Origin of the sequence: Pseudarthrobacter sp. O4 (assembly GCF_050157025.1) — a bacterium.
In the GTDB taxonomy this organism is placed as follows: Bacteria; Actinomycetota; Actinomycetes; order Actinomycetales; family Micrococcaceae; genus Arthrobacter.
The window spans coordinates 3677151-3700847 of record NZ_CP189591.1; the positions used below are offsets into that span (position 1 = coordinate 3677151).

The window sequence follows — 23697 nt, forward strand, 5'->3', positions numbered from 1 at the left end:
TAACCTGACCTTAAGCAGTGACCGTTGCCTAGCCAGGAGTTCTTCGTGACTACTTCCGTAAACCTTTCCTCGACCGCCGTGAGCAACCAGCCGCTGGCCGAACTTGATCCCGAGATTGCCGCCGTCCTCGCCCAGGAGCTTGGCCGCCAGCGCGGCACCCTGGAAATGATCGCCTCCGAAAACTTCGCGCCGCGTGCCGTGATGGAAGCCCAGGGCTCGGTCCTGACCAACAAGTACGCCGAGGGCTACCCGGGACGCCGCTACTACGGCGGCTGCGAATACGTCGACATCGCCGAGCAGCTCGCGATCGACCGGGTCAAGGACCTCTTCGGCGCCGAATACGCCAACGTCCAGCCGCACTCCGGCGCCCAGGCCAACGCCGCCGCCCTCTCCGCCATGATCACCCCGGGCGACAAGATCCTGGGCCTCTCGCTGGCACACGGCGGCCACCTGACCCACGGCATGAAGCTCAACTTCTCCGGCAAGCTCTACAACGTCGCCGCCTACCAGGTCGAGGAAGACAACTTCCGGATCGACATGGACAAGCTGCGCGAGCAGGCCATTGCCGAGAAGCCGCAGGTCATCATCGCCGGCTGGTCCGCCTACCCCCGCCACCTCGACTTCGCCGCCTTCCGCTCGATCGCCGATGAGGTCGGCGCCCTGCTCTGGACGGACATGGCACACTTCGCCGGCCTCGTCGCGGCAGGCCTGCACCCGAGCCCGGTGCCGCACTCCGACGTCGTCACCTCCACGGTGCACAAGACCCTCGCCGGCCCCCGCTCCGGCGTGATCCTGGCCAAGAAGGAGTGGGCCAAGAAGATCAACTCCAACGTCTTCCCGGGCCAGCAGGGCGGCCCGCTCATGCACGTGATCGCAGCCAAGGCGGTCGCCTTCAAGATCGCCGGCACCGAGGAATTCAAGGAACGCCAGGAGCGCGTCCTGGAAGGCGCCCGGATCATCGCCGACCGCCTCAGCCAGGCGGACGTGTCCGACGCCGGCGTCTCCGTCCTCACCGGCGGCACCGATGTGCACCTGGTCCTGGTGGACCTGCGCAACTCCCAGCTGGACGGCCAGCAGGCCGAAGACCTGCTCCACTCCGTGGGCATCACCGTCAACCGCAACGCCGTGCCGTTCGATCCCCGCCCGCCGATGGTCACCTCCGGCCTGCGGATCGGCACTCCCGCCCTGGCCACCCGCGGCTTCGGCGCCGAGGAATTCACCGAGGTGGCGGACATCATCGCCACCGCGCTGAAATCCGGTTCGGCCACGGATGTGGAAGCCCTGCAGGCCCGCGTGGACAAGCTCGCCGCGGACTTCCCGCTGTACCCGCAGCACGAGCAGTGGTGACCGTATGACCACTACCAACGCCGCAAACACCGCTGCTAAGACAGCACAGGTCCTCGACGGCAGGGCCACCGCCGCCGCGATCAAGGCCGAACTGACCGAACGCGTGGCCGCACTCAGGGCCAAGGGCATCGTCCCCGGCCTCGGCACCATCCTGGTGGGCTCCGACCCGGGCAGCACCTGGTACGTGGGCGGCAAGCACAAGGACTGTGCCGAGGTAGGTATCACCTCCATCCGCCGCGACCTGCCGGAGGAGACCAGCCAGGACGAACTGCTGGCCGTGGTCCGGGAGCTCAACGAGAACCCGGAATGCACCGGCTACATCGTCCAGCTGCCGCTGCCCAAGCACATCGACCAGGACGTCATCCTGGAGGCCATGGACCCGGAGAAGGACGCCGACGGCCTGCACCCGATGAACCTGGGCCGGCTTGTGGCCAACGTCGGCGGACCCATGAAGTCGCCGCTGCCCTGCACGCCCAAGGGCTGCGTTGAACTGCTGACCCGGCACGGGATCAGCCTCCGCGGCAAGCGCGTGCTCGTGGTGGGCCGCGGAGTGACCATCGGACGCCCGGTGGGGCTCCTGCTCACCCGCAAGGACGTCAATGCCACAGTCATCCTGGCCCACACCGGAACGGTGGACCTGCCCGCCGAGCTCCGCCAGGCCGACGTCGTGATCGCCGCGGCCGGCCAGCCGCACATGATCAAGGCGGAGGACCTCAAGCCCGGGGCCATAGTGCTCGACGTCGGCGTCAGCCGGGTCGATGACGGCAACGGCAAAGCCGTGGTCACCGGAGACGTGGACCCCGCCGCGGCCGGCGTCGCCGCCTGGCTGTCCCCGAACCCCGGCGGAGTGGGGCCGATGACCCGGGCCATGCTGCTCGCCAACGTGGTGGAGACCGCGGAACGCCAATTGGCAGAGAAAAGCAGCTCAGGCATCGCCTGACGGGTATCCCGCCGTCGAGCTTGGCCGGCGGTCGAGCTTGGCCCGGAACCGAAGGTAGGGCGCCTACTCCCGCGGGAGTAGGCGCCCTACCCCGTTCAGCAGACGACGCCGGCCGGCTCCGCCGCTAGGCTCGGAGTATGCCGCGCCGATTCCAGGGTCCGCCCACCAGCTTCATGGTGATTGCGGTGGCCGTGGTCCAGGTGGTGGGCACGGTTTTCGCCGCGGCACGGCAGCCTGATCACCGGCCGCTGGACGTGCTGGCCTTCGCGCTGCTGCTGGCCGGGCCGGCCGCGCTCTCGCTCCGGCGGCGAGCACCGGCAGCCACGCTTCCGGTGGCCGCCGCGGCAACCATCATCTACCTGGCCTCCGGCTATCCCTGGGGGCCGGTGCTGCTCTCACTGGCACTGGCCATCGTGTTCTCGGCAGCCGCGGGCAGGCGGTGGCAGACCTGGACGGTGGCGGGCACCTGCGCCGCCGCACTGGTTGCCTTTTTTCTGGCCAGGGGCGATGAAGGTGCACTGATCCGCGCGGTGGCCGGAACGTCCTGGCTGGCTATCCTGGTGCTGCTGGGGGAAGGAGCCCGGCTGCGCGGCGAACGCGTGGCCGAAAGGCGCCGCCAGCAGGAAACCCGGGAGCAGGCCGCCCGGGACGAATACCGGCTGGCGCTGGCCCGTGACATCCATGATGTGGTGGCCCATTCGCTGTCCATGATCAACGTCCGCGCCTCGGTTGCCCTGCATCTGGGGGACCGGGATCCGGACCAGTTCCGCCCTGCCCTGGAGGCCATCAAGACGGCCAGCAAGGAATCCCTGGACGAGGTCCGCCAGTTGCTGGGCGTGCTGCGTGACGACGCTCCGCTCCGCCCCGCCGCGGGTCCGGGGCTCCAGAGACTGCCCGAACTCGCCGACAACGCCCGCCGGGCCGGGCTGGAGGTGCGGCTGGACCAGCGGATCGACAGGCCGCTCAGCGCAGCCGTGCAGGAGGCTGCCTACCGGATCGTGCAGGAGGCGCTGACCAACGTGGTGAGGCACTCCGGAGCCAGCCGGGCCGCCGTCGTTCTTGAGGCCCCTGCCGGCCCCGATGCCGGACGTCTCACCTTAACGGTCGACGACGACGGCCGCGGCTCTGCCGGCGCCCCCGAAGGAAACGGTGTGACCGGCATGCGGGAACGGGCCGCCGCGCTGGGCGGAGCCGTGGAGTTCCTGTCCCTGGAGCCGGGCTGGCGCGTGCGGGCGGTCCTTCCGCTGGCCGGGGCCCCGGGGGAGGAACCGCGATGATCCGCATCCTGATCGCCGACGACCAGACGCTCATCCGCGCCGGATTCCGGGCACTCCTGGGCGCCGAGCCGGACATGGAAGTCGTGGCCGAATGCGGCACCGGGGACGAGGCCGTGCGGCTGGCGGCACGCGACAAACCCGACGTCGTGCTGATGGACATCCGCATGCCGCACGGAGACGGGCTGGAGGCGACCCGCCGGATCCTGGCTGATCCGGGGCTCGCGGGAACCCGGGTCATCATCCTCACCACTTTTGAACTGGACGACTACATCGCGGAGGCCGTGCGCGCCGGTGCGGCGGGGTTCCTCGTCAAGGACACCGAGCCGGAGGAGCTGCTCCGCGCCGTGCGCGTGGTGCACGACGGCGACGCCCTCCTGTCGCCGTCGGTGACCCGCCGCATCATGGCGCAGCTGGCGGTGCAGTCCCGCGCCGCCAGCCGGCCCAAAGTCACGGACCAGATCACGGACCAGATCACGGACCGTGAACGCGAAGTCCTGCAGCTGGTGGGCGAGGGACTCAACAACGCGGAAATCGCGGAGCGGCTCTTCATCACCCCGCTCACGGCGAAGACCCACGTGTCGCGGATCATGGCCAAGCTGCAGGTCCGCGACAGGGTGCAGCTGGTGGTCCTCGCGTACGAATCGGGCCTCGTCCGCCCCGGCTGGACCGGCTGACGGTCCCGTTGGGGTGCAGCCGGCCGGCGCGGCCTGCGGTCTCCCGGTGGAGTACGCCGCGCGGCGGAAGTGACTCCCCGCGGCGGATGCGGAGGGCGCGGCTGCGGAGAAGACTCGATGCAGAGCCGGGAAACGGCTCGAACCGAGAGTTTGGACGACTGACATGCTTACCTCAATGACTGCCGCGATTGCCGCCCCTGCCGCCGCCATCGCAACCCACGGGCCCTGGTCCGACGGCGGGTTCTCACCATGGTTCCTGCTGTTCCCGCTGTTCTGGATCCTGGTCATCGGCCTGCTGATCTTCATCGGCAGGCGCACCTGGCGCGCCAACCGTCGCTGGGCCGCGGCGCAGGGCGGCGAAGGCGTGCTGCGGGAACGTTATGCCCGCGGGGAAATCGACGAAAACGAATACCGGAAGCGCCTGCAGGTACTGCGCGGCGGAGAGAAAAGCGCAGAGAAATAGGCGCAGAGAAATAGGCCGGCCTGGGGTTGGGCCAGCGGAGTTCCTTCGGGGATTTCGCTGGCCCCGCTCCGCCACCACGAGCCCCAACCTGACCATCGGAAAACGTCTGGATTTTTAGCGGTCGGGCTCTTTCCTTGTTCGAACGCACCTACTAACGTGGGGCGGGTGCGTGAACTTGTGTCGAAAGAATCCTCTCCCAAGGAATCATCTCCCAAGGATGCGCCGTTGAGCAGCCCCTCCGAAACCGGCCCGCCGCAGTATGTCATCACCGCCGAGAACCTGACCAAGCGCTACGGCGAGGTCACCGCCGTCGACGGTATCTCCTTCCGCGTGCCCGCCGGGGAAGCCTTCGGGCTGCTTGGACCCAATGGCGCCGGCAAGTCCACCACCATGAAGATGATCGGCGGGGTGTCCCAGCGGACCTCCGGAACCCTCAGCATCATGGGCCTGGACCCCGACCTGAACGGACCGGAAGTCCGCGCGCACCTGGGCGTGGTGCCGCAGCAGGACAACCTCGACGAGGAACTCAAGGTCCGGGACAACCTGCTGGTGTACGGCCGCTACTTCGGCCTGCCGATGAGCTACCTCAGGCCCAAGGCGGATGAGCTGCTGGAGTTCGCCCAGCTCACGGACAAGGCCAAGTCCAGGGTGGACGCCCTCTCCGGCGGCATGAAGCGCCGGCTCACGATCGCCCGTTCCCTCATCAACGAGCCCCGGATCCTGCTGCTGGACGAACCGACCACGGGCCTTGACCCGCAGGCGCGCCACATCCTGTGGGACCGGCTGTTCCGGCTCAAGGAGCAGGGCGTCACCCTGATCCTGACCACCCACTACATGGACGAGGCCGAGCAGCTCTGCGACCGCCTGATCGTGGTGGACAAGGGCAAGATCATGGCCGAGGGCTCGCCCGCGAGCCTGATCCGCGAATACTCCACGCGTGAGGTCCTCGAACTGCGCTTCGGTTCGGAGCGCAACGCCACCGTTGGCGCCGAGCTCGAAGGCATCGGCGAGCGGGTCGAAACCCTCCCGGACCGCGTCCTGATTTATGCCCACGACGGCGAGGCCGCCCTCGAGCAGGTCTCCGCCCGGGGACTCCGGCCGGTCACCTCGCTGGTGCGCCGGTCCTCGCTGGAGGACGTCTTTCTGCGCCTGACCGGCAGGAGCCTGGTTGACTAAAAAAGCAGAGTTGACTAAAAAAGCAGAGTTGACTGAGCGGGCCGTCACTGGAAAAGACGGAACCGCGCAGGCGGCAACGCTCCACGCCCACCCGCCGGCCGTTTCGGCGGCCCGCGCCAGGAAGTGGGGCGCGTTCTACTACGCCGAGCAGGTCCTCCGGGTGATGAAGGGCTACGGCTGGACCATCATCATGTACGGCGTCGGGCAGCCGGTGGCGTACCTGTTTGCGATGGGCGTGGGCCTCGCCACCCTCGTGGAAAGGAACAGCACCTCGGCGTTCGGCGGCGTCAGCTACCTCACCTTCATCGCCCCGGCCCTGCTGGTCTCGGCCACGGTCATGACGGCGGCCAGCGAGTTCACGTTCCCCGTGATGGACGGCTTCAAATGGCGCCGGGTCTACTACGGCCCGCACGCCTCGCCGCTGCCGCCGGAGCAGATCGCTGGTGGGCAGGTCATTGCCGTCACCGTGCGTTTCCTTCTGCAGTCTGCCATTTACTTCGCCGTCGTCGCGCTGTTCGGGGCGTCCCCGAGCGGCTGGGGCTGGGTCTCGATCCTGGTCGCCACCCTCGCCGGGCTGTCCTTCGGGCTGCCGCTGATGGCCCACGCGGCAGCCATCAAGGACGACAAGGGCCAGTTCGCCATGGTCATGAGGCCACCGGGGAACCGGTTCCAGTAATGGACTTCGTCCTCCTCGTTGCCGCCGCTGACGTCTGCGATGAGCAGATCACCGCCGAGCAGGTCTTGAACGATGAGAGCTGTAGGTCCGCACTGGCCATGTGCCGCATTGCCGGGGTGCCACTTCGTGAGGCTCCTGGCATCGAGACAGGTTGTATCCGCACTCCAAGACAGACGGAATGCGCGTTCGAGCTCGAGCAACGTATGGGTCATGGCGACAGCGTAGCAAGGGACCTACTGAACAGTGACGGATCGGCTAACTGGCGCTGGTGCGACATCGAGCGATCACAGAATGCCGCCACGAAACGATCAAATCCACAGAGGACCGTCAATCGGACAGTCCCCAAAGCGTCGCCTGTGCTGCTTGCTCATTGCACACGAACTCGAATCCCAGGACGTCAGCACCTCTTCAATCCGGATCGTGGACCACGAGGTGAAGCGAGGCGTGCAGATCGACATGGGCAACGGCGACGAGTGGCCCGCTATCCGCGAAAGAATCCTCGCCTCCGACATCATCGTCCTGGCCACCTCGATTTGGATGGGCCATCCCTGCAGCGTGGCCCAACACGGTGGCAGCCCTGCCATTAACCGCGCTTTTCGGGGTGAGCTGCATCGAAAAAACGGAATTGATCGTTGGGTTGACCGGCATCCAGGCCTGTTCCCTTTTCTCGGATGAAATCGAGGTCCTCGCGGGTAAGGATCATCTGTCCGTGCCCGTCTACTTCGATGTGCCCTACGGAATTGTGCTGGATCGCGGCGGTGACCGCGTGCGGCACTAGCACGCATCCGGGATTGTCCAGAAGCCACTTGCGCGTCTCTGAATCAAGTCTGTCCCACTCGTCGTTGAGTGTCATCTTGTTCATGCCATCCTTTCGCATTCCACGGAACCCGACTTCCTGAAGAATTCCGCTAAGAGTACGTTGCAGGTTACGAGAAAAACAGTATGTTCACCCATCGGCAGAACCCTCATGGCATGGACGGTCACCGGACAACTCCTGACCGCCGGAGGCCGGATCGCCCCCGAGATTCCCGAGATCAAGGATCAGGCAACCTGGCGACGGATGGTGCAGTTGTCGTTGGCGACCTTGCCCCGGCCTGGAGCGAAGATACTCTGCCTCCTGGTTATCCTTGTTTGCTGCCCAAAAATGGCGGTAGGCATAACGGTCACGGACGGGGGCTTCCCCCTTTTCGGGTGGGGGAGTGGCCGGACCCACAAGGTCACTTCCGCGACTTGCGTTAGGGTCAAAAACGGCGGTTTCACTGCGCTGTGCATCCGTGCCGCGACACTGTGGATTTGATCGCTTCGTGGCGGCATTCTGTGATCGCTCGATGTCGCACTTGCGCTCGTAAGCCGATCCCTCAGCGGGACAGTCGGTTCTAACGCCACCCGCTATTGGACAAGAACAGATCCTGATCGAGCCGCCATCAGAGTGTGAAAACTGTTCCAGTGTCCGAGTTTCACGCGGTTGGCGGGTAACGCCGCTATCGGTGCTGGTGAGAGTCGGTTGCGCGCGGTTGGGTCTGGCCCCCGTAACCGCGCGCAACCGACTCTAGGTGATCGCAGTACTCGTGCCACCACGCCGGGTCCACGGCTGCCATATTGTCGTTGCCGTCCCGGTGTCCGACGCTGCCGTCGGCCAACTCACGCACGATGTCTGCATGACCGGCATGCCGATGCGTTTCGGCAGTCACGTGGACCAATATGCGGGCGAGGCTGACCGGGTTGCTCGCCTCACGCCACCACGGCACGTAGCCGGAAGCATCAAGCGGCAGCAGGGAAATTGTTGCGTCGGCATGTGCCCACACCCGTTGATATAGGCCGACGATCGCGTCGCGGGACTCCTCAGACCGCGCCCACATGTCCTCATTCGGCTCGGCATTGGGCGAAATCCATTTTAATTCCTCAGCGAAGGGTCGGTTGAAGACTACGCCGAAGTACTCGGCTTCGACCCCGGCTAGGTGCTTGACCAGCCCGAGGAGGTTCGTGCCGGTCGGTGTCAAGGGGCGGCGTAGATCGTACTCAGACAGGCCCTCAAGCTTCCACACAATCGCATCACGGCCATCCTGCAAATACCGGCGCAACTCCGCCTTGGCAACATCAGTCATGTGTGTCAGCTTGTAACGGTTGACGGCCGATGGCAAGCCAACATGAACCCGGTGTCAGGAAGGGAACCTTGGGCGGGCGCCATCGGTTTGTCAGACTCGGACCACGGAAGCGAGTTGCACCGGGATGGTCTGCTCATCCCACGTGGCTGTCAGGAGCCTCTGCCCAAAAGGCTCGCTGATGAGATCGAGTACCCGACTAACCGACAGGTCCAGTTCCCCTGCATGGATGGTTGTTACGCCGTCCACAATATCGGGAACTGCCGAGCAGATGATGGGAATGCTGGTCTCTGGCGTTCCCGTGCTCTGCAGGTGTACGGACTCAGGAATTAATTCAAGCCTCCCGTCGACCTCGAAGGATTGGTCGGCCTGTGGCTGTCCGGTCAGGATGGTGGCGGCCAAGGCGGACGCATAGACGGGATCACCAGCGGCATCGTAAACCCATCTCTTTCCGAGAAACGAGTGCTCCATAGTGCCAATCAGGCACGGGTCGGCACCTTGAAGAGGGGAGTCTCTACGTCATCGGAACCTGAAAAACTGCGCTCTCACTTGCAATGATAAGTGTTTCGATGCCGACCTCACCGTCGGGATCATCAAAACGGAAGGAGCCGACACGCCCTAGGTTCGTTGGCCCGTTCTCCTTGAACCACGGTTGGTTGGGCAGCCAGCGTGTGAGGAGTTTCATTTTCGACGGAATCAACGTAGCTCTGTGAACGATTGCCATGACGCCCAGCCTAAGGCCAGGCGACTCTTGTGCCGTCGGCTCCATATGCCACCTTGTCGACTGTCGCTCTCTTGCGGGTTGCCTCTGATTGACTAGTCGTGTGATCAGGGAAGCGCGGGGAGAAGACCTCCCGAGAATACGGGACATCGAAGTCGCAGCCGGCGAAGCATTTCGAACTATCAACATGGCAGCCATCGCTAACGACTCGCCACCGGACTTGGATGACCTGGCCGCGTACCAGCGAGAAGGCAGGGCATGGGTCGCCACGGACTCGGGCGATGAACCGGTCGCTTACATTTTGGTTGAAGACGTTGATCGGCACGCCCACATCGAGCAGGTGACCGTCCACCCTCTGTACGCCCGCCAGGGTCTTGGTCGGTCACTCATCGAAGAAGTGGCTCGCTGGGCTGTGGCACGAGGACTCGAAGGAATGACGTTGACGACCTTTGAACAAGTTCCCTGGAACGCCCCTTATTAGGGGTCGCTTGTGAATTAGTGGAATATCCGACGCTAACCTCGATCTTTCATGAGAGACGGTTTCTGAGGTTTCAGGGCTTACCGGCTGCCTGACGCTGCTGATTCTTGCGGATGGGTATGACAATTTGACCGCTGACCGGTGGCGGCTGGGCGTGATGGTTCCACGTCCATCGTTCTTATGGTTCTTCCTTTGGTGGGTGCCGGATGTGCGTGGCTATGGTGGGCTGAGCGCCGCGAGCCGTGTCAGGGCCTTGAGGAGCAGTCCCGTTTCGGGTGCTTTCGCTGCCAGGTGAACGGTGACTGCGCGGGCGTGACGGCTGATCTTGGCGGCGATTTCAAAGATCCGGGCACGGAGTTTCTTCGGCTCCCACCTGCGTGCTTTGGTGCCGGTGAACGCGAGCATCTGGGTCCAGGCCATGAGCTCGGCGGCCATCATGACCAGGTGGCACCAGAGCGTGTTCGCTGCGAAGGAATGCAGGGGCAGGTTGGCCAGCCCGGTGTCCTTGGCGTTACGGATCCGGTCCTCACACCGGGCACGGAGCCGGTGCCGTACTTCGAGGTCGGCGAGCTGGCCGCCTTTTTGGTTGGTGGCGAACGCTGTGTAGCGCATCCCGTCGATGTCCGTAATACGCAACTGCGCGCCGGGGTGGGGTTCTTCCTTCCGGACGATGACCCGCATTCCTGCAGGCCAGGGCGCAAGGTCCAGCATGCCGGTGATTTCCGCGACCCAGGCACCGTCGCGTTCAATGCCGTCACTGTTGTAGGCACGGGTCCAGGCCTTCTTCGGGATCCGTGGCAGGGCCACTTCAACGGCGCCGTGGATCGGGAACCCCACCGAGTAGCCCAGGTTCCGGGACGGGGCGGTGAGCCAGCGCAGGAAACCCTGGGTGCTGCCGGCCGAATCGGTGCGGATCATGACTTTCCGGCCCGAACGGTACCCGGCGGGCAGTTGCTTCAGTGCGTCCCTGACCACGCTGATGTGGTCGGCGGCGGTGTTCGACCCGGCGTTACCCGGGCGCAGTAACATGGCCAGAGGTTCCCCCGTCCCGGTGGCCCCGTGGTCAATGAACGCGGCCAGCGGGTGGAACCCGAAGCCTTTCTTCCATGTCGGCCGGGCGTCCTCTTTCTCCGAATGAGAGGCGATGAGTGTCGCGTCAAGATCCACGATGAGCGGGCTCTTACCGGTGACACCGTGCAGGGGCGAGTCGTCCCCGGCCGCAGCCCAGACGTGGGCGCGGGCAGCGGCCCGGGCGGTATTGATTGCTGCCAGTGCCTTGCCCGGACCGGCCGTGGAGAGGGTCCTGATCAGCCGGCTGATCGTGGGGTCCGACGCCACCAATCCATAGACCTGGGGCTGGGAACGAAGCCGGTCAACATCAGAGACACAGTCCCCGCCGGTAGCCAGCGACAAAGCCACGTCCGTGAGGATCTTGCCCGGATCATGGCGAGCAAAAGGCTTCCGCCACGGCCCCAAAGCCTCCGAAAGCCCGGCGCCGAGACCGGATACGTGCACCGTCCGGGCCAATACCAGCCCGCCAGCCTGGGACACCACACCCCCACCAGCAGAATCAACGCGGACAGACGGGTAGAACCCGGTAGAGTTACTCACCAGAAAGGTGCTCCTTTGAACTGGGGATAATGCGGCTTAGACACCATCATTTTCCCAGTTCAGGAGCACTTTTCGTCGCTTAACCACGCGGCGAATCGCTCGCCCTCATGAAAGGCCGAGGCTAAGGGTTCCGAGCGTCGTAGTGGCTTGTATTTGCCGGGGCTTGAGGTGGCTGGTGCGGGCAAGGTGCAGGTGTCAGACGTCCGATGCGGTCCGGCTTGATGATGCCGAGCTCCTGTGCCTGGTCGTGGCCCAGCAACTGCTGCACGGTGCGTCCGGGCGGCCGCTCTCGCCTAGGGCGTGTCTCCTAATGCTGGGGGTGGCTTGTTGGCAAAATTGAGTGGTGAGTTCGCGTTATGCCTTGTTGTCCGATGCCCAGTGGGAGTTCATTGCCCCGTTGATGCCTGATTCGTCGGGGAAACCGGGTCGGCCGTTCAATGATCACCGGTTGATGACGGAGGGCATCATTTACCGCTACAGGGCAGGTATTCCATGGCGGGATCTCCCTTCCCATTTCGGGTCGTGGAAGACCGTGTGGAAGCACCATCGCCGCAACAGCGCCAGCGGGATCTTGGACAGGGTACTGGCTGCGTTGTTGACCCGTGCCGATGCGCAAGGGCTGATCAACTGGGAGGTGTCGGTGGACTCCACGGTGAACCGTGCCCACCAGCACGGCACGAACCTTCCCCGCCACACAGGGGGACCTCTCGAATTACATGAATCTGTTTGATGAGCCTGATGATCATGCCATCGGCCGCTCCCGCGGCGGGCTGACCACCAAGATCCATGCCCTGGTTGACGGCAACATGCGCCCTTTGGTCCTGCTGCTGGGGCCCGGGCAGGGTGGTGACTCGCCCATGTTTGAAAACCTCATGGATGCCCTGAAAGTCGAACGGGAAGGTCCCGGACGGCCCCGCAGCCGCCCGGACCGGGCCATGGCTGACAAGGCCTACTCATCCAAAGCGATCCGGAGCTACCTGCGCGGGCGGGGCATTGAATGCGTCATCCCAGAAAAGGACGACCAGAAAGCCAACAGGAAACGCAAGGGCTCCTCCGGCGGACGGCCCGTCACCTACGACAAGGACGCTTACAAGCGCCGCAATGTCGTCGAGCGCAATTTCAACACCCTCAAGCAATGGCGATCCCTGGCCACGCGCTACGACTGGCCCTCACCTACCGCTCAGCGGCCGTTCTGCACGCCGTCGTCATCTGGAGCGCACTATTAGGAGACACGCCCTAGCGGACTTACCGCTGGATGGCTGCCTGGACTACAACGTGCACCGCGACGAGCAGGGGGCCGAACGCACCACTGCCGTGCTGGTGCACCGCATGTCAAAGGTTGGAATCATCGGCTACCGCCTCCCCATCAGCTCGGACACGGCAGCTGTCATCGAAGATCAACGCAAACGGGTACTGGAAGCCTTTCCCGATGCTAATCGGGCGCAGCTCCCGCTTTTCCCATAGTTGACTTTTGCCGGCGTTGGCGCAACGGGTTAGTTGCTGCGGGCGAGCAGGCGTTCAACGCGGGGTTTGACCTCGGTCGCCAGCAGAGTGAGGGATTCAAGGTAGTGCTCCTGGGGCAGGCCGCCGACGTCCATCTGCAGAAAGTGGCGCATATGGCCCATGTAGTCATGGAGATGGACGATGCGTTCGGCGACTTCGTCCGGGTTCCCGATGTAGTAGGCGCCGGGCGCTTCTGCTTGGGCGAGGTAGGCCTTTTTGTCCGGGGCCGGCCAGCCGCGCAGTCGGCCCATCTCGACGTTGACGTTGTGCCAGCCGGGGTAGAAGCGTTCCAAGGCTTCCTTTTTTGTCGGGGCGACCAGGCCCAGGGCGGCAACGGAGACCTTGATGTTCTCGCCGGTGTGTCCTGCCTGCTCGGCGCTGGCCCGGTAGAGCTGGGCGAGCGGGGCGAAGCGGTGGGGGACGCCGCCGATGATCCCGTAGGAGATGGGCAGTCCGAGCTGTCCGGCGCGGGCGGAGGAGCCGGCGTTTCCTCCGGTGGCCAGCCAGATCGGCATGGGGCCGTTCACGGGCCGGGGTACCACTGCGAGATTGTCCAGGGCGGGGCGGACAGACCCGGACCAGGTGAGGTATTCGTCCTTGTTGGTGTTGATCCTCATCAGCAGGTCGAGCTTTTCGGCGAAGAGCTGGTCGTAGGCGGCCATGTCGTAGCCGAACAGCGGGAAGGTTTCAACGGAGGAGCCGCGGCCGGCGGTGATCTCCACGCGTCCGCCGCCGGAGATCGCATCGGCGATGGCGAACTGCTGGTAGACCCGGACCGGGTCGTCGGTGCTGATGATGCTGGCGGCGCTGCCGAGTTTGATCTGGGTGGTGGCGCCGGCAGCAGCTGCGATGACCGCCCCGGGTGAGGAGGCGGGCATGCTGACCGTGTGGTGCTCGCCCACGCCGAAGTAGTCCAGTCCGGCGGCGTCGGCGTGCACGATGGCATCGAACAGGTTGCGGAGGGCTTCTGCTGTGGATCGGTGGCTGCCGTCCGGGTTCAGTGGTGTGTCGCCAAAGCTATAGGCGCCGATTTCCATGGTATCTCCAGGTTTTCGTAGGGTTTGGTGGGGGTTTAGGCGTTGGCTGGTTCGGCGGCGACGCTGAACAGTGTTTGGAGTTGTTCGGCGGTGTGGGATCCGTTGAAGATTTCGGTGCCCGGCTGGAAGGCGCGCCCGGCGGTGAGCGGGCCGGCGTCGACGGGGTCGTAACCGAGTCGGTCGAGGAAACCGGCGACGAGTGCCTTGGCCTCGTCGCGGTCGCCCGCCAGGGCCAGTGCCCGGCGGCCGGGGGTGCCGGGTTCGGTGCCGTCTTCTTCGAGTTCGTGGTAGCCGATGTGATTCAAAGTTTTGACCACTTTCGCACCGGCAAGGAAGTCCTGGATGATTTCGCTGCTGGTGCGGTGGTCGTTTTCGAAGTCGTCGACCTCGCCGTCAATGGGGGCCCAGTAGTTCATGACGTCGATAACGGTCTTCCCGGCCAGCAGGCCTGCATCAAGCGTGCGGTATTTGTGCAGGGGAACGGCGACCACGACGAGGTCAGCCGAGGCGGCTTCGGCGGCTTCGGCCGCGAGGGCGCCGGGGGTGATGATCTGCACGAGCAAAGAGATCTCGTCGACGGGCTTGGCGGTCGCGATCTTCACCGCGTAACCGGCTTTGAGGGCCTGCCGGGCGATGGCGGTGCCGACCCTGCCGGCACCGAGAATGCCGACGGTGCGCAGTTCAGGGGTGGGGGTGTTCATGCGGTGACTCCTTCGGGACAGTGGGGCGGGTTTAGATGGACAAGACCCTGAGAAGGACGACGGCGACGCTGACTCCGAGCAGAACGGCAGAAGCGCTCACGGCGCGGTCCCCGACGCGCAGGTGCGCAACGATCGCCCCGGCGAAGTAAAGAAGGGCACCGATACCAGCTGCGATTCCGATGGGCCACCAAGCCAAACCGGCGAGCAGGCCGGCTGCTGCGGCGATTTCGAGGGCGGCGAGCAGTGGCGCCGCAGTGGTGGCTTGCACAACTCCCAGGACGGCCATTTGCTGAGGGTCTTTGCGGATCTTGCCGACCGCGGAAAAAACGAGCACGGCCGCGAAGAGGACGCTGAGAATGATTGCTGTAATGAACACGAGAGGTGTTGCCCCGTTCTGAGGAAGATGGATGGCTATGGATGTGAATGGTTCAGTGGTGCTGCAGGCGCACGGAGTCGCCCGTCGGGTGAGGTGGTGGAGGGTGGTCAGGCTGCAGAGGTGAGCGATGCGGCGCGAACGATCGGGGCTACACGGGTTCCCAGGAGTTCGATGGATCGCATGACCTCTTTGTGGGGCATGGTTCCGACGCTGATCTGCATGAGGAAGCGCTCGTTCCCGAAGACGCTCTGCTGGAACAGGATCTTCTCGGCCACTTCCTCCGGGGATCCTGCGACGAGGGCTCCCTGTAGCGAGGTGTCCCTGGCGTAGTGCTGCTTCGTAGGCAGGGCCGAGGAGGGTGCGTTGAGGAAGGCGCTCATGGCGGACTGGAAGTACGGGAAGCTCAGGTCGACGGCCTGCTCCATGCTGTCAGCAACATAGCCGTGGGCGTTGATGCTGACCTTGATGGCGCTCTCTGGGTGGCCTGCGTCGAGGGCGGTCGCCCGGTACAGGTCAGCCAGAGGGGCGAAGCGGCGCACGTCACCGGCGATGATGCCCAGGGACAGAGGAAGTCCGAGCTTGCCGGCACGGACGGCCGAGGATGGTGATCCGCCGACCCCTACCCACACGGGCAGCTGGTCCTGGACCGGACGGGGGTAGACGCCTTGGTTCGACAGCGGCGCACGGTGCCGGCCCGCCCAGGTCACCTTCTCATCGGCGCGGATCTTCAGCAGTAGGTCCAGGTTTTCCTCGAAGAGAGCGTCGTAGTCCGACACGTCGTACCCGAACAGCGGGAACGACTCCGTGAAGGCACCGCGGCCGGCCATGATTTCCGCCCTTCCGCCCGAGAGCAGATCGAGCGTAGAGAAGTCCTGGTGCACGCGCACCGGATCCGATGAGCTCAGCACGGTCACCGCGCTGGTCAGCCGGATCTTCTCCGTTTTCGCGGCGGCAGCGGCAAGAACAACAGCCGGACTCGCGGCGGCAAAGTCCTCGCGATGGTGCTCCCCGAGCCCGTAGACATCGAGGCCGACCTGGTCAGCGAGCTCAATCTCCTCGACGAGGTCTTTGAGGCGTTCCTGAGGACTGACCCGACGACCGGTCTTCGGGTCTCCGACGACCTCTGCGAAGGAATAAATGCCCAGCTCCATAATGAATCTCCCATGTCTGGTGTTGCGGAGGGTTGTCTCCGTTTATTGTAAGGCGGAGATGCGTCTCCGTATTCCCGGTGACGCAGATAAGGTTGTGTTGTGACCAGTGATGCATCAGAAAACAAGGTCGGTCGGGCCCGTGCCCCCCGCAGGGACGGGCTGCGCAACCGGGAGGCGCTGATCGAGGCGGCGCGCGTCGCGTTCGCCGCGGAGGGCCTTAACGCCTCCCTGGATGCCATCGCGGCCTCGGCCGGGGTCGGCGCTGGGACACTGTACCGGCACTTCCCGACCCGGCTGGACCTATGGAGCGCCGTTCTGGTCGACCCCCTAAAGGAGCATCTGCGCATTGTCGAAGAAGCCCTGAGCAACCCCGACAGATGGACCGGCCTGTCCGGCTACATCATCGCCAGCTGCGCGCTTGAGGCTGACAGCCGCGGCTACCTGAACCTCATGACAACCAGATTCGATGAATCAGAACCCCTTCTGAAACTCCGGCGGCAGATCCAGGTCGGCATCGAGGAGTTGATTCGCCAGGCGCGTGACACCGGCGCTGTTCGCCCGGATTTCCGGGCCGAGGATCTTCCGTTCATCCTGCTCGCCAACAGTCGCGTGGCCGAAATCACCAGAGACATCGCCCCGACCGCATGGCGGCGCAACGTCGAACTCTTCCTCGACGCTATCCGGCCAGACAGAGCCACCCCCCTCACGGAACCGCCGATGAAGCCGAGTCAGGTCGCGCGAATGATGATGCGCCCGCGGCTACGGGATCCCCGTCGATCTGAGAAGCACACGCGATAGGCGATGGGAGAGCCCGGGCGTGCGTGAGGCACGCTACTTATCGCTGCGATCTACAGCAACGCTGCGGGGGCGTTTACACCCCGGTGTGCTGGTCCACCGCTGCGGCTGGGAAGGAGCTACCCCGACGGCTCCAATTTTCAGCGTGGATAACCCGGATTGACGCACAGCTGTGGACAGTGGGTGCTGGGCGGGCACTCCTGCTCGTGGGCCCGCTCTACAGCATGCCTTGAGGGTTTCTGGTGCTCGCTTTCACGCCTTAGCACTTGGTCCTGTTCTAGTTCTCGGTTGACAGTGAAGTATTGCCGGTGTGTTTGGCGGCGACGGCTTGGACAACGGCGGGTATGTCCCTATAGCGCCGACACGACGATGTAGGGTCGAAAAACAACTGTTGCGTCGACCGCTGGAAACCGCCGCAGCGGGCATTTCTGCTGGCCGCCCATGGGCACAAACTTATGGCCATTGACACACTCGCACCAGGAGCGCCAAAAACTTGGTCTTGAACCTGACATATATGTCGGCACCCGCGAAGTGGCAACGGGCGGCTCCTGACCTGGCGCCGTCCGGGCACTCACACGCCACGGCCTTGGGGACCATCGGTACAGCCGTTGGCGCTAAGCGTGTGACGCGATCGCTGGCTGCCCGGGTTGGGTGTCGGGGACCAATGCGCGGGAACCCGGCGCTAAGGTATTCCGTGGTGTCCGATAACGATCGTTACCCGACACTCCTAAACAGCCTTGACGCCGGTTTCCCATGCATTGGTCCACGACCCCTCGTCGATCTGGCCGTACGCCCCCGCATCTGACTGCCATCTGCAGTGGAGGCCGTTCGGGATATTTAAGGACTTTGATGTTGCGCGTCCCCGGGCGCGGGTCCTTAATGAGAGCCATGGGAACGGAGCCGGTCATGGCTGCTGCGACGGCCGCCCCCGCTGAGGCGGGCGGGGACTCACGGCTGGCCCGCGGGGGTGTCGCCGCGTTGCGCATCGGCGTGGCGCTGCTGTGGATCCAGAACGTGGCCTGGAAGGTGCCACCGGACTTCGGTGAGCACGCGAACACCGGATTGTATTTTTTCACCCGTTTCGCGGTCGACTACCCGGTGTTCCCCCCTTATTCATGGTTCGTTGAACACGTGGTGCTGCCGAATTTCCCCTTTTTCGGGTGGATGACGCTGCTCATCGAGGCCGGCCTCGGCGCGTTCCTGCTGATCGGGCTAGCCACCCGGTTCTGGGCGGCGGTCGGGTTGGCCCAGTCGCTGGCGATCATGCTGTCCGTCCTGAACGCACCCAACGAATGGCACTGGTCCTACTACCTGATGATCCTCGCGCACGTCGCGGTGTTCGCCACCGCCGCCGGGCGCAGCTTCGGGGTCGACGGTGTCCTGCGCCCCGGCTGGCAGACATCCACCGGACGCCTCGGCTCCCTGCTGGCCAGGCTCTCATGAGCGGGCGCCGCTTCGATCTTCCCGCGCTGGTCCTGGGTGTGGCCGCCCTGCTGGGCTCCCTGTTCGCCTTCTCCACCGGCGGACCGGCGCCGGTGGACCTCATCCATGTCCGCGGTGCGGGCCTGATCGTGATCGTGGCGCTGGGGGTCCTCGCGGTGCTCGGCGGGGTGCTGCGCCTCCGTGTTCTGGTGATTGTGGCCGGTACGGCTTTCGTGGCGGCCGCGGTGATTCAGCTGCTGCAGGCCGGCCAGGCGGTCAACTTGCTCGGCGGGGATGGCTCCACCCTGGCGCTGATGGGCGGTCTGGGGCTCGGGCTGCTCGCCGTCGCGTTGACGCCGCGTCCCCTCTCCACAGACAGGAAGACACACGATGAATCTGAACGCACGGCTTGATCCGGTCCTCGCCATTGCGGGCGAGCATGCCCGCGACGTCGACGCCGATGCCCGGTTCCCCGGGGAAGCCGTCGCGGCCCTGCGGGAGTCCGGGTTGCTCGGGCTGACGCTGCGGGTGGAGGCGGGTGGTCTCGGTGGCGGCCCGCACGAACTGGTCGAGGTCCTGGGTGCACTGGCCGGGGTCTGCGGGTCGACCGCGATGATCTATCTGATGCATGTCAGTGCCGCGATGCCGGTGGCGGCCGCACCACCGCCGGGACTGCCGGATCTGGTGGCCGATCTGGCCGGCGGCAGGGCCCTGGGCTCGCTGGCGTTCTCGGAGGCCGGATCCAGGTCGCACTTCTGGGCGCCCGTGTCCCGGGCACGGCTCAACGGTGCGGGGGTGCGGCTGAACGCCCGGAAGAGCTGGGTGACCTCGGCCGGCCATGCCGATGTCTATATCGCTTCGACGCTGACCGCCGATGCCGACACCGTTGACCTGTTCGCGGTCCCGGCGGGCACACCCGGCGTCGAGGTGGCCGGGAGATGGCACGGCATGGGGCTGCGGGGCAACGCCTCGACCCCGATGACCTTCGACGCCGAGGTGCCCGAGAGCTACCGCCTCGGTGCGGTCGGCGCCGGGTTGGACCTGATGCTCCAGACGGTGTTGCCGTGGTTCAACCTGGGCAACGCGGCCGTGTCGGTCGGGTTGTCCCGGGCCGCGGTGGACGCCGCCATCCGGCACACGAGCGCCGCCCGGCTGGAACATCTGGACGAGAGCCTCTCGGCCCTGCCGACCATCCGCGCCCGGCTGGCCAGGATGTCGATCGAGCTGGCGTCCACCTCGGCCTATCTCACCCAGGCCGCCGGCCGGATTGCCGAGCCGCGCGAGGACACGCTGCTGCACGTGCTGGGGGTCAAGGCCGCGGCCAACGACGCGGCCCTGCGCATCACGGACTCCGCGATGCGCGTCTGCGGGGGTGCGGCGTTCTCGGAGCATCTGCAGATCGACCGGTACTTCCGCGACGCCCGGGCCGGCCACGTCATGGCCCCCACCGCCGACGTGCTCTATGACTTCTACGGCAGGGCCATCACCGGACAGCCCCTGTTTGAGAGCCAGCCGTCCGCCCCGGAACAGGCCCCGGCGTGAGCGCCCCGCTGATCGTGGGTTCGGTCGCCTACACCCCTAACGTCGTCACCATCTGGGAGGGGATCCGCGACTACTTCGCCGGCTCCCCGGCCGAGATGGATTTCGTGCTCTTCTCCAACTACGGGCGGCAGGTGGACGCGCTGCTTCAGGGCACGATCGACGTGGCCTGGAACACGAGCCTGGCCTGGGTCCGCACGGTCGCGCAGACCGATGGTGTCTGCCGGGCGCTGGCCATGCGGGACACCGACACCGTGTTCCGGACAATGTTCGTGGCCCGTGCCGGCAGCGGGCTGGGCGGCCTGGAGGACCTGAAGGGCCGCCGCCTGGCGCTGGGGTCCAGGGATTCGGCCCAGGCCGCGATCCTGCCCGTCCATTTCCTTTCCCGCGCCGGGCTCGGGACCGGCGACATGGACTTACTGCGGATCGACAGCGACGTCGGCAAACACGGCGACACAGGCCGCAGCGAGCTCGATGCCCTGCGCGCCGTCCTCGATGAAAGGGCCGACGCCGCCGCGATCGGCATCAACACCTGGGATGCGATCGGGCGTGATGAGCTGATGCCCGGGGCACTCGAGGTGTTCTGGGAATCCCCGCTCTACAGCCACTGCAACTTCACCGCACTGCCCGCCCTCTCCGAGGAGCGCTCCGCACCCTGGGTCGAGCACCTGTTCGCGATGGACTGGGACAACCCCTCACACCGGCCCATCCTTGAAATGGAAGGCCTCCGCCGCTGGGTGGCCCCCCGGCTGGAAGGATACGAGTCGCTGTTCGAAGCCGTACACGAACAAGGCATCGGGCCCCGATGGTAAACCACGGTATCGTCCTGGATCTGGTGGAGCGCCTCGCCGCCGTGGCCGACGGCGCCGCCGTGGCCGTGCCGCTGGGACCCGGCGACCAGGGCCCGCTGACGCAGACTGTGGCCGCATGGTGTGCCCGGACGGGCAACGAACTTCTCGCCGTTCGGGACGGGGCCGCCATTATCCGCCGTGGCCACGCCCCGGACCCGCTCGCCGGGCTGGCGTCCGGGCAGATGCCCGGGACCCGGTTGTGGATGTACACCAATTTTGACTGCAACCTGGCCTGCGACTACTGCTGCGCCCGGTCCTCACCGCAGACCGCCCGGCGGGCGCTGGGCATCGACCGTGTGCGCCGGCTGGCCGGCGAGGCCGTTCAGGCCGGGGTCAGCGAGCTGCTGCTCACCGGCGGGGAACCCTTCCTGCTGCCGGACCTCGATGACCTCGTGGAAGCATGCACGGCCGCGCTGCCGACCACGCTGCTGACCAACGGGATGCTCTTCCGCGGGAACCGGCTCGAACGCCTGCGCCGGATGGACCGCAGCAGGCTCGCGCTGCAGATCAGCCTCGACTCCGCCACCCCGGACACCCACGACAGCCACCGCGGAACCGGATCGTGGGCCCGGGCCGTGGCCGGCATCCGGATAGCGCAGGACGAAGGATTCCGGGTCAGGGTCGCCGCAACCCTGCCCGCCGGACAGAGCCACGAGCTCCAGCCGTTCCACAGCTTCCTCGACTCGCTCGGCATCGCGCCCGTTGACCAGGTCATCCGCGCCCTCGCCCACCGCGGCAACGCCGACGCCGGCCTGGAACTGACCATCGAATCGCTCATCCCCGAAGTGACCGTCACCGCCGACGGCGTCTACTGGCACCCCGTCAGCGCCGACGACACCGATCAACTCATCACCTCCGAGATCTTCCCGCTGGCCGAGGCCATCGCTGAGGTCCGCCGGCGGTTCAGCGAATACCGCGCACGCGCCAACGCCGCCGCCAAATGGTTTCCCTGCGCCTGAGCACACCGGCCGTGGGCCGGGCCACCCGGCGCCGGCATCCCCGGGCCGGGGATGCCGCAGGCGCCGCGCCCCGGCCGCGCCCTTTAGGGACCGGGGTCAAAACATGACCGAAAAAGGGCCGGGCATCGACGTTGTCCTGCCCTGCCTGAATGAGGCGGCCGCGCTCCCGCGTGTTTTGGCCGGGTTACCTGCCAACTTCCGCCCCATCGTGGTGGATAACGGGTCCACCGACGGCTCCGCCGCCATTGCCCGCGCACTCGGGGCCACCGTGGTGTTCGAGCCGCGGACGGGTTTCGGGTGGGCAGCCCACGCCGGCTTGCTCGCCGCAACGTCGGATTACGTGGCATTCTGCGATTGCGACGGGTCGATGGGCGGGGAGGACCTGCGACGCGTTGCTGCACCGGTGCTGGCGGGACGGACGGATCTAATGCTGGGACGACGACGGCCCGCCCGGGGCTCCTGGCCCTTTCACGCCCGGCTGGCGAACGCCGTCCTGGCCCGCCGGCTCCGCCGACGCCTGGATATCAGCATTCATGACCTCGGCCCCATGCGCGTGGCCTCGCGCCAACGGCTGCTGGACTTGGATCTGCAGGACCGGCGCAGCGGGTACCCGCTGGAAATGGTCCTCAAGGCCGCGCGTGCCGGGTGGAGGATTGAGGAAATCCCGGTTGCTTACCGGCCACGCACCGGACGGTCCAAGGTCACCGGCACCGTGCGGGGCACCATCACGGCCGTGATCGACATGTCACGCCAGCTGCGGAGCAGGTAATGCACCCGACCTACCGGCTCACCCTCGTCGTCATGGCCAAGGAATGCATACCCGGACAGGTCAAGACCCGGCTGACGCCGGCGCTGAGCCATGCCCTGGCCGCGGATGTTGCCGCCGCGAGCCTGGATGACACACTGGCCACCGTCGCGGCCCTGCCCGTGGCACGCCGGGTCCTTGCCTACACCACCGACCGACGCCCGGCCCTGGCTGCAGGCTTTGAACTGCTTCGTCAGCCGGACGGCGACCTCGACCAGCGCCTCGCCGCCGTCTTCGACGCCGCCCGCGGATGCGGATGGGGCACCACGCTCCTGATCGGCATGGACACCCCCCAGCTACGAGCCGATCACCTTGCGGCCTGCCTCAGACCGGCACCCGGCGTCGACAGCTGGATCGGCCTGGCCGGTGACGGCGGCTTCTGGGCACTGGCACTGCGCAACCCCGACGGGGACCTGATCCGCGGCGTGCCCATGTCCGCGTCCGCCACCGGAGCCCGGCAGCTGGAACGCCTGCTCCGGGCCGGCCACCGGGTCCGTCTGCTCCCCCAACTGACCGACGTGGACACCATCGGCACCGCGGCTCAAGTCTCGGCACAAATCCCCCACAGCCGATTCACCCGGGCCCTGCAGGCAGCACTCGCAGAACGCCCGGCCGGAAGACCATGAGACCCGTTGAAATCCGGGATTGCGGACTGCTTCGAAGGAGAAACCACGAATAACCCACCGTCAGTCATTGCTTCTGATGTGAACGAGACGCCCGCGCTTCCACCGATTCCCGCTGTTTATTCCCCGGCCCGGGCGACTTCGAGGCAATGCTTGCAGCACGCCCGCCCGTTGCCCGGCCGCGGAGCAGATCAGCCGGCCGTTGCTGGATGAAGCAGCAGACGGTCGGGTTCCTTACCGCAGCGCACGCTTGCTGCGATACTCGGCGTGCAGCGGCCAGCCCCGAATAAGATACTCAAGGACCTCGAACGCGACGGAATCATCTCCATCGGCCACTCCACGATCGACATCACCGACCCTAAGGAACTCAGCGACAGGGCCGTCACCGAAGCCGCATCGCCCTGGGCCGGCTACGCACCAAGCGACCACGACTAACCAACCGCAGCCGGGACTCAAACACCGCACGAATA

General features: G+C 65.8%; 25 protein-coding genes and 3 pseudogenes. 18 read left to right on the forward strand and 10 right to left on the reverse strand.

Annotation, left to right across the window (positions count from 1 at the left end; genetic code table 11):
• Positions 1–45 precede the first annotated feature (45 nt).
• From glyA to ACQCSU_RS17075, 7 genes and pseudogenes are all read left to right on the forward strand, one after another.
• Positions 46–1347 (forward strand): serine hydroxymethyltransferase, encoded by a 1302-nt coding sequence (gene glyA / locus ACQCSU_RS17045; protein WP_426976442.1) that lies wholly within the window; start codon positions 46–48, stop codon positions 1345–1347.
• 4 nt (positions 1348–1351) lie between these two features.
• Positions 1352–2287, forward strand: coding sequence for a bifunctional methylenetetrahydrofolate dehydrogenase/methenyltetrahydrofolate cyclohydrolase (locus ACQCSU_RS17050; RefSeq protein WP_426976443.1), 936 nt, complete (start codon positions 1352–1354; stop codon positions 2285–2287).
• Positions 2288–2424: 137 nt separating this feature from the next.
• On the forward strand, positions 2425–3564 hold the full coding sequence (locus ACQCSU_RS17055; protein ID WP_426976444.1) for a sensor histidine kinase: 1140 nt from the start codon (positions 2425–2427) through the stop codon (positions 3562–3564).
• Positions 3561–4238, forward strand: coding sequence for a response regulator (locus tag ACQCSU_RS17060; RefSeq protein ID WP_426976445.1), 678 nt, complete (start codon positions 3561–3563; stop codon positions 4236–4238). The genes ACQCSU_RS17055 and ACQCSU_RS17060 overlap by 4 nt, the downstream gene beginning before the upstream one ends.
• Before the next feature lie 175 nt (positions 4239–4413).
• Positions 4414–4701, forward strand: coding sequence for an SHOCT domain-containing protein (locus ACQCSU_RS17065; protein ID WP_426976446.1), 288 nt, complete (start codon positions 4414–4416; stop codon positions 4699–4701).
• 225 nt (positions 4702–4926) lie between these two features.
• Complete coding sequence (locus tag ACQCSU_RS17070) at positions 4927–5877, forward strand: ABC transporter ATP-binding protein (protein WP_426976447.1); 951 nt, start codon at positions 4927–4929, stop codon at positions 5875–5877.
• Between the two features lie 28 nt (positions 5878–5905).
• A pseudogene (locus tag ACQCSU_RS17075) lies at positions 5906–6529 on the forward strand (ABC transporter permease); the annotation flags it as partial.
• A 62-nt stretch (positions 6530–6591) separates the two neighbouring features.
• On the opposite strand, the pseudogene ACQCSU_RS17080 reads toward ACQCSU_RS17075, so the two are convergent.
• From ACQCSU_RS17080 to ACQCSU_RS17100, 5 genes and pseudogenes are all read right to left on the reverse strand, one after another.
• Positions 6592–6765: pseudogene (locus tag ACQCSU_RS17080) on the reverse strand (YunG family protein); the annotation flags it as partial.
• 371 nt (positions 6766–7136) lie between these two features.
• Positions 7137–7415, reverse strand: coding sequence for a hypothetical protein (locus ACQCSU_RS17085; RefSeq protein WP_426976448.1), 279 nt, complete (start codon positions 7413–7415; stop codon positions 7137–7139).
• A gap of 619 nt (positions 7416–8034) precedes the next feature.
• On the reverse strand, positions 8035–8658 hold the full coding sequence (locus ACQCSU_RS17090; RefSeq protein WP_426976449.1) for a DinB family protein: 624 nt from the start codon (positions 8656–8658) through the stop codon (positions 8035–8037).
• Between the two features lie 90 nt (positions 8659–8748).
• Complete coding sequence (locus ACQCSU_RS17095; protein ID WP_426979931.1) at positions 8749–9057, reverse strand: hypothetical protein; 309 nt, start codon at positions 9055–9057, stop codon at positions 8749–8751.
• A 112-nt stretch (positions 9058–9169) separates the two neighbouring features.
• Entirely contained in the window at positions 9170–9379 is a 210-nt protein-coding gene (locus ACQCSU_RS17100) for a maltokinase N-terminal cap-like domain-containing protein (RefSeq protein WP_426976450.1), read from the reverse strand.
• Positions 9380–9563: 184 nt separating this feature from the next.
• Here ACQCSU_RS17100 and ACQCSU_RS17105 point away from each other — a divergent pair, with 184 nt between their 5' ends.
• Positions 9564–9857 (forward strand): GNAT family N-acetyltransferase, encoded by a 294-nt coding sequence (locus ACQCSU_RS17105; protein WP_426976451.1) that lies wholly within the window; start codon positions 9564–9566, stop codon positions 9855–9857.
• 213 nt (positions 9858–10070) lie between these two features.
• Here the strand turns inward: ACQCSU_RS17105 and ACQCSU_RS17110 are convergent, their stop codons facing one another.
• Complete coding sequence (locus ACQCSU_RS17110) at positions 10071–11465, reverse strand: IS1380 family transposase (protein ID WP_426976452.1); 1395 nt, start codon at positions 11463–11465, stop codon at positions 10071–10073.
• Between the two features lie 400 nt (positions 11466–11865).
• Between ACQCSU_RS17110 and ACQCSU_RS17115 the strand changes: the two are divergent.
• Positions 11866–12705 (forward strand): annotated as a pseudogene (locus ACQCSU_RS17115) (IS5 family transposase).
• A gap of 253 nt (positions 12706–12958) precedes the next feature.
• Here ACQCSU_RS17115 and ACQCSU_RS17120 read toward each other — a convergent pair.
• The 4 genes from ACQCSU_RS17120 to ACQCSU_RS17135 form a co-directional block, all read right to left on the reverse strand.
• Positions 12959–14005, reverse strand: a complete 1047-nt coding sequence (locus tag ACQCSU_RS17120; protein ID WP_426976453.1) for an LLM class flavin-dependent oxidoreductase — start codon at positions 14003–14005, stop codon at positions 12959–12961.
• Between the two features lie 35 nt (positions 14006–14040).
• The gene (locus ACQCSU_RS17125; RefSeq protein WP_426976454.1) at positions 14041–14706 is read right to left on the reverse strand and encodes an NADPH-dependent F420 reductase; all 666 of its coding nucleotides are present in this window, start codon (positions 14704–14706) and stop codon (positions 14041–14043) included.
• 31 nt (positions 14707–14737) lie between these two features.
• On the reverse strand, positions 14738–15082 hold the full coding sequence (locus tag ACQCSU_RS17130; RefSeq protein WP_426976455.1) for a DoxX family protein: 345 nt from the start codon (positions 15080–15082) through the stop codon (positions 14738–14740).
• Between the two features lie 107 nt (positions 15083–15189).
• A complete protein-coding gene (locus tag ACQCSU_RS17135) occupies positions 15190–16233 on the reverse strand; it encodes an Atu2307/SP_0267 family LLM class monooxygenase (protein ID WP_426976456.1) in 1044 nt (347 codons plus the stop codon).
• Between the two features lie 99 nt (positions 16234–16332).
• On the opposite strand from ACQCSU_RS17135, the gene ACQCSU_RS17140 reads away from it, so the two are divergent.
• The 9 genes from ACQCSU_RS17140 (at position 16333) to ACQCSU_RS17180 (ending at position 23662) form a co-directional block, all read left to right on the forward strand.
• Positions 16333–17031 carry a TetR/AcrR family transcriptional regulator gene (locus tag ACQCSU_RS17140; RefSeq protein ID WP_426976457.1) on the forward strand — a complete coding sequence of 233 codons (699 nt, stop codon included), beginning with the start codon at positions 16333–16335 and terminating at the stop codon, positions 17029–17031.
• Between the two features lie 903 nt (positions 17032–17934).
• Positions 17935–18471 (forward strand): TQO small subunit DoxD, encoded by a 537-nt coding sequence (locus ACQCSU_RS17145; RefSeq protein WP_426976458.1) that lies wholly within the window; start codon positions 17935–17937, stop codon positions 18469–18471.
• Positions 18468–18863, forward strand: coding sequence for an Rv1678 family membrane protein (locus tag ACQCSU_RS17150; RefSeq protein ID WP_426976459.1), 396 nt, complete (start codon positions 18468–18470; stop codon positions 18861–18863). The genes ACQCSU_RS17145 and ACQCSU_RS17150 overlap by 4 nt, the downstream gene beginning before the upstream one ends.
• Positions 18841–19992 (forward strand): Rv1679 family acyl-CoA dehydrogenase, encoded by a 1152-nt coding sequence (gene fadE16 / locus ACQCSU_RS17155; RefSeq protein ID WP_426976460.1) that lies wholly within the window; start codon positions 18841–18843, stop codon positions 19990–19992. Before ACQCSU_RS17150 ends, fadE16 begins: the two co-directional genes overlap by 23 nt.
• Positions 19989–20801: an Rv1680 family SBP-like protein gene (locus ACQCSU_RS17160; RefSeq protein WP_426976461.1), complete on the forward strand. Its 813-nt coding sequence runs from the start codon at positions 19989–19991 to the stop codon at positions 20799–20801. The genes fadE16 and ACQCSU_RS17160 overlap by 4 nt, the downstream gene beginning before the upstream one ends.
• A complete protein-coding gene (locus ACQCSU_RS17165) occupies positions 20795–21799 on the forward strand; it encodes an Rv1681 family radical SAM protein (RefSeq protein WP_426976462.1) in 1005 nt (334 codons plus the stop codon). Before ACQCSU_RS17160 ends, ACQCSU_RS17165 begins: the two co-directional genes overlap by 7 nt.
• Before the next feature lie 103 nt (positions 21800–21902).
• Positions 21903–22568 carry a glycosyltransferase family 2 protein gene (locus ACQCSU_RS17170; protein ID WP_426976463.1) on the forward strand — a complete coding sequence of 222 codons (666 nt, stop codon included), beginning with the start codon at positions 21903–21905 and terminating at the stop codon, positions 22566–22568.
• On the forward strand, positions 22568–23230 hold the full coding sequence (locus ACQCSU_RS17175; RefSeq protein ID WP_426976464.1) for a TIGR04282 family arsenosugar biosynthesis glycosyltransferase: 663 nt from the start codon (positions 22568–22570) through the stop codon (positions 23228–23230). Before ACQCSU_RS17170 ends, ACQCSU_RS17175 begins: the two co-directional genes overlap by 1 nt.
• 264 nt (positions 23231–23494) lie before the next feature.
• On the forward strand, positions 23495–23662 hold the full coding sequence (locus ACQCSU_RS17180; protein WP_426976465.1) for a hypothetical protein: 168 nt from the start codon (positions 23495–23497) through the stop codon (positions 23660–23662).
• Positions 23663–23697 lie beyond the last annotated feature (35 nt).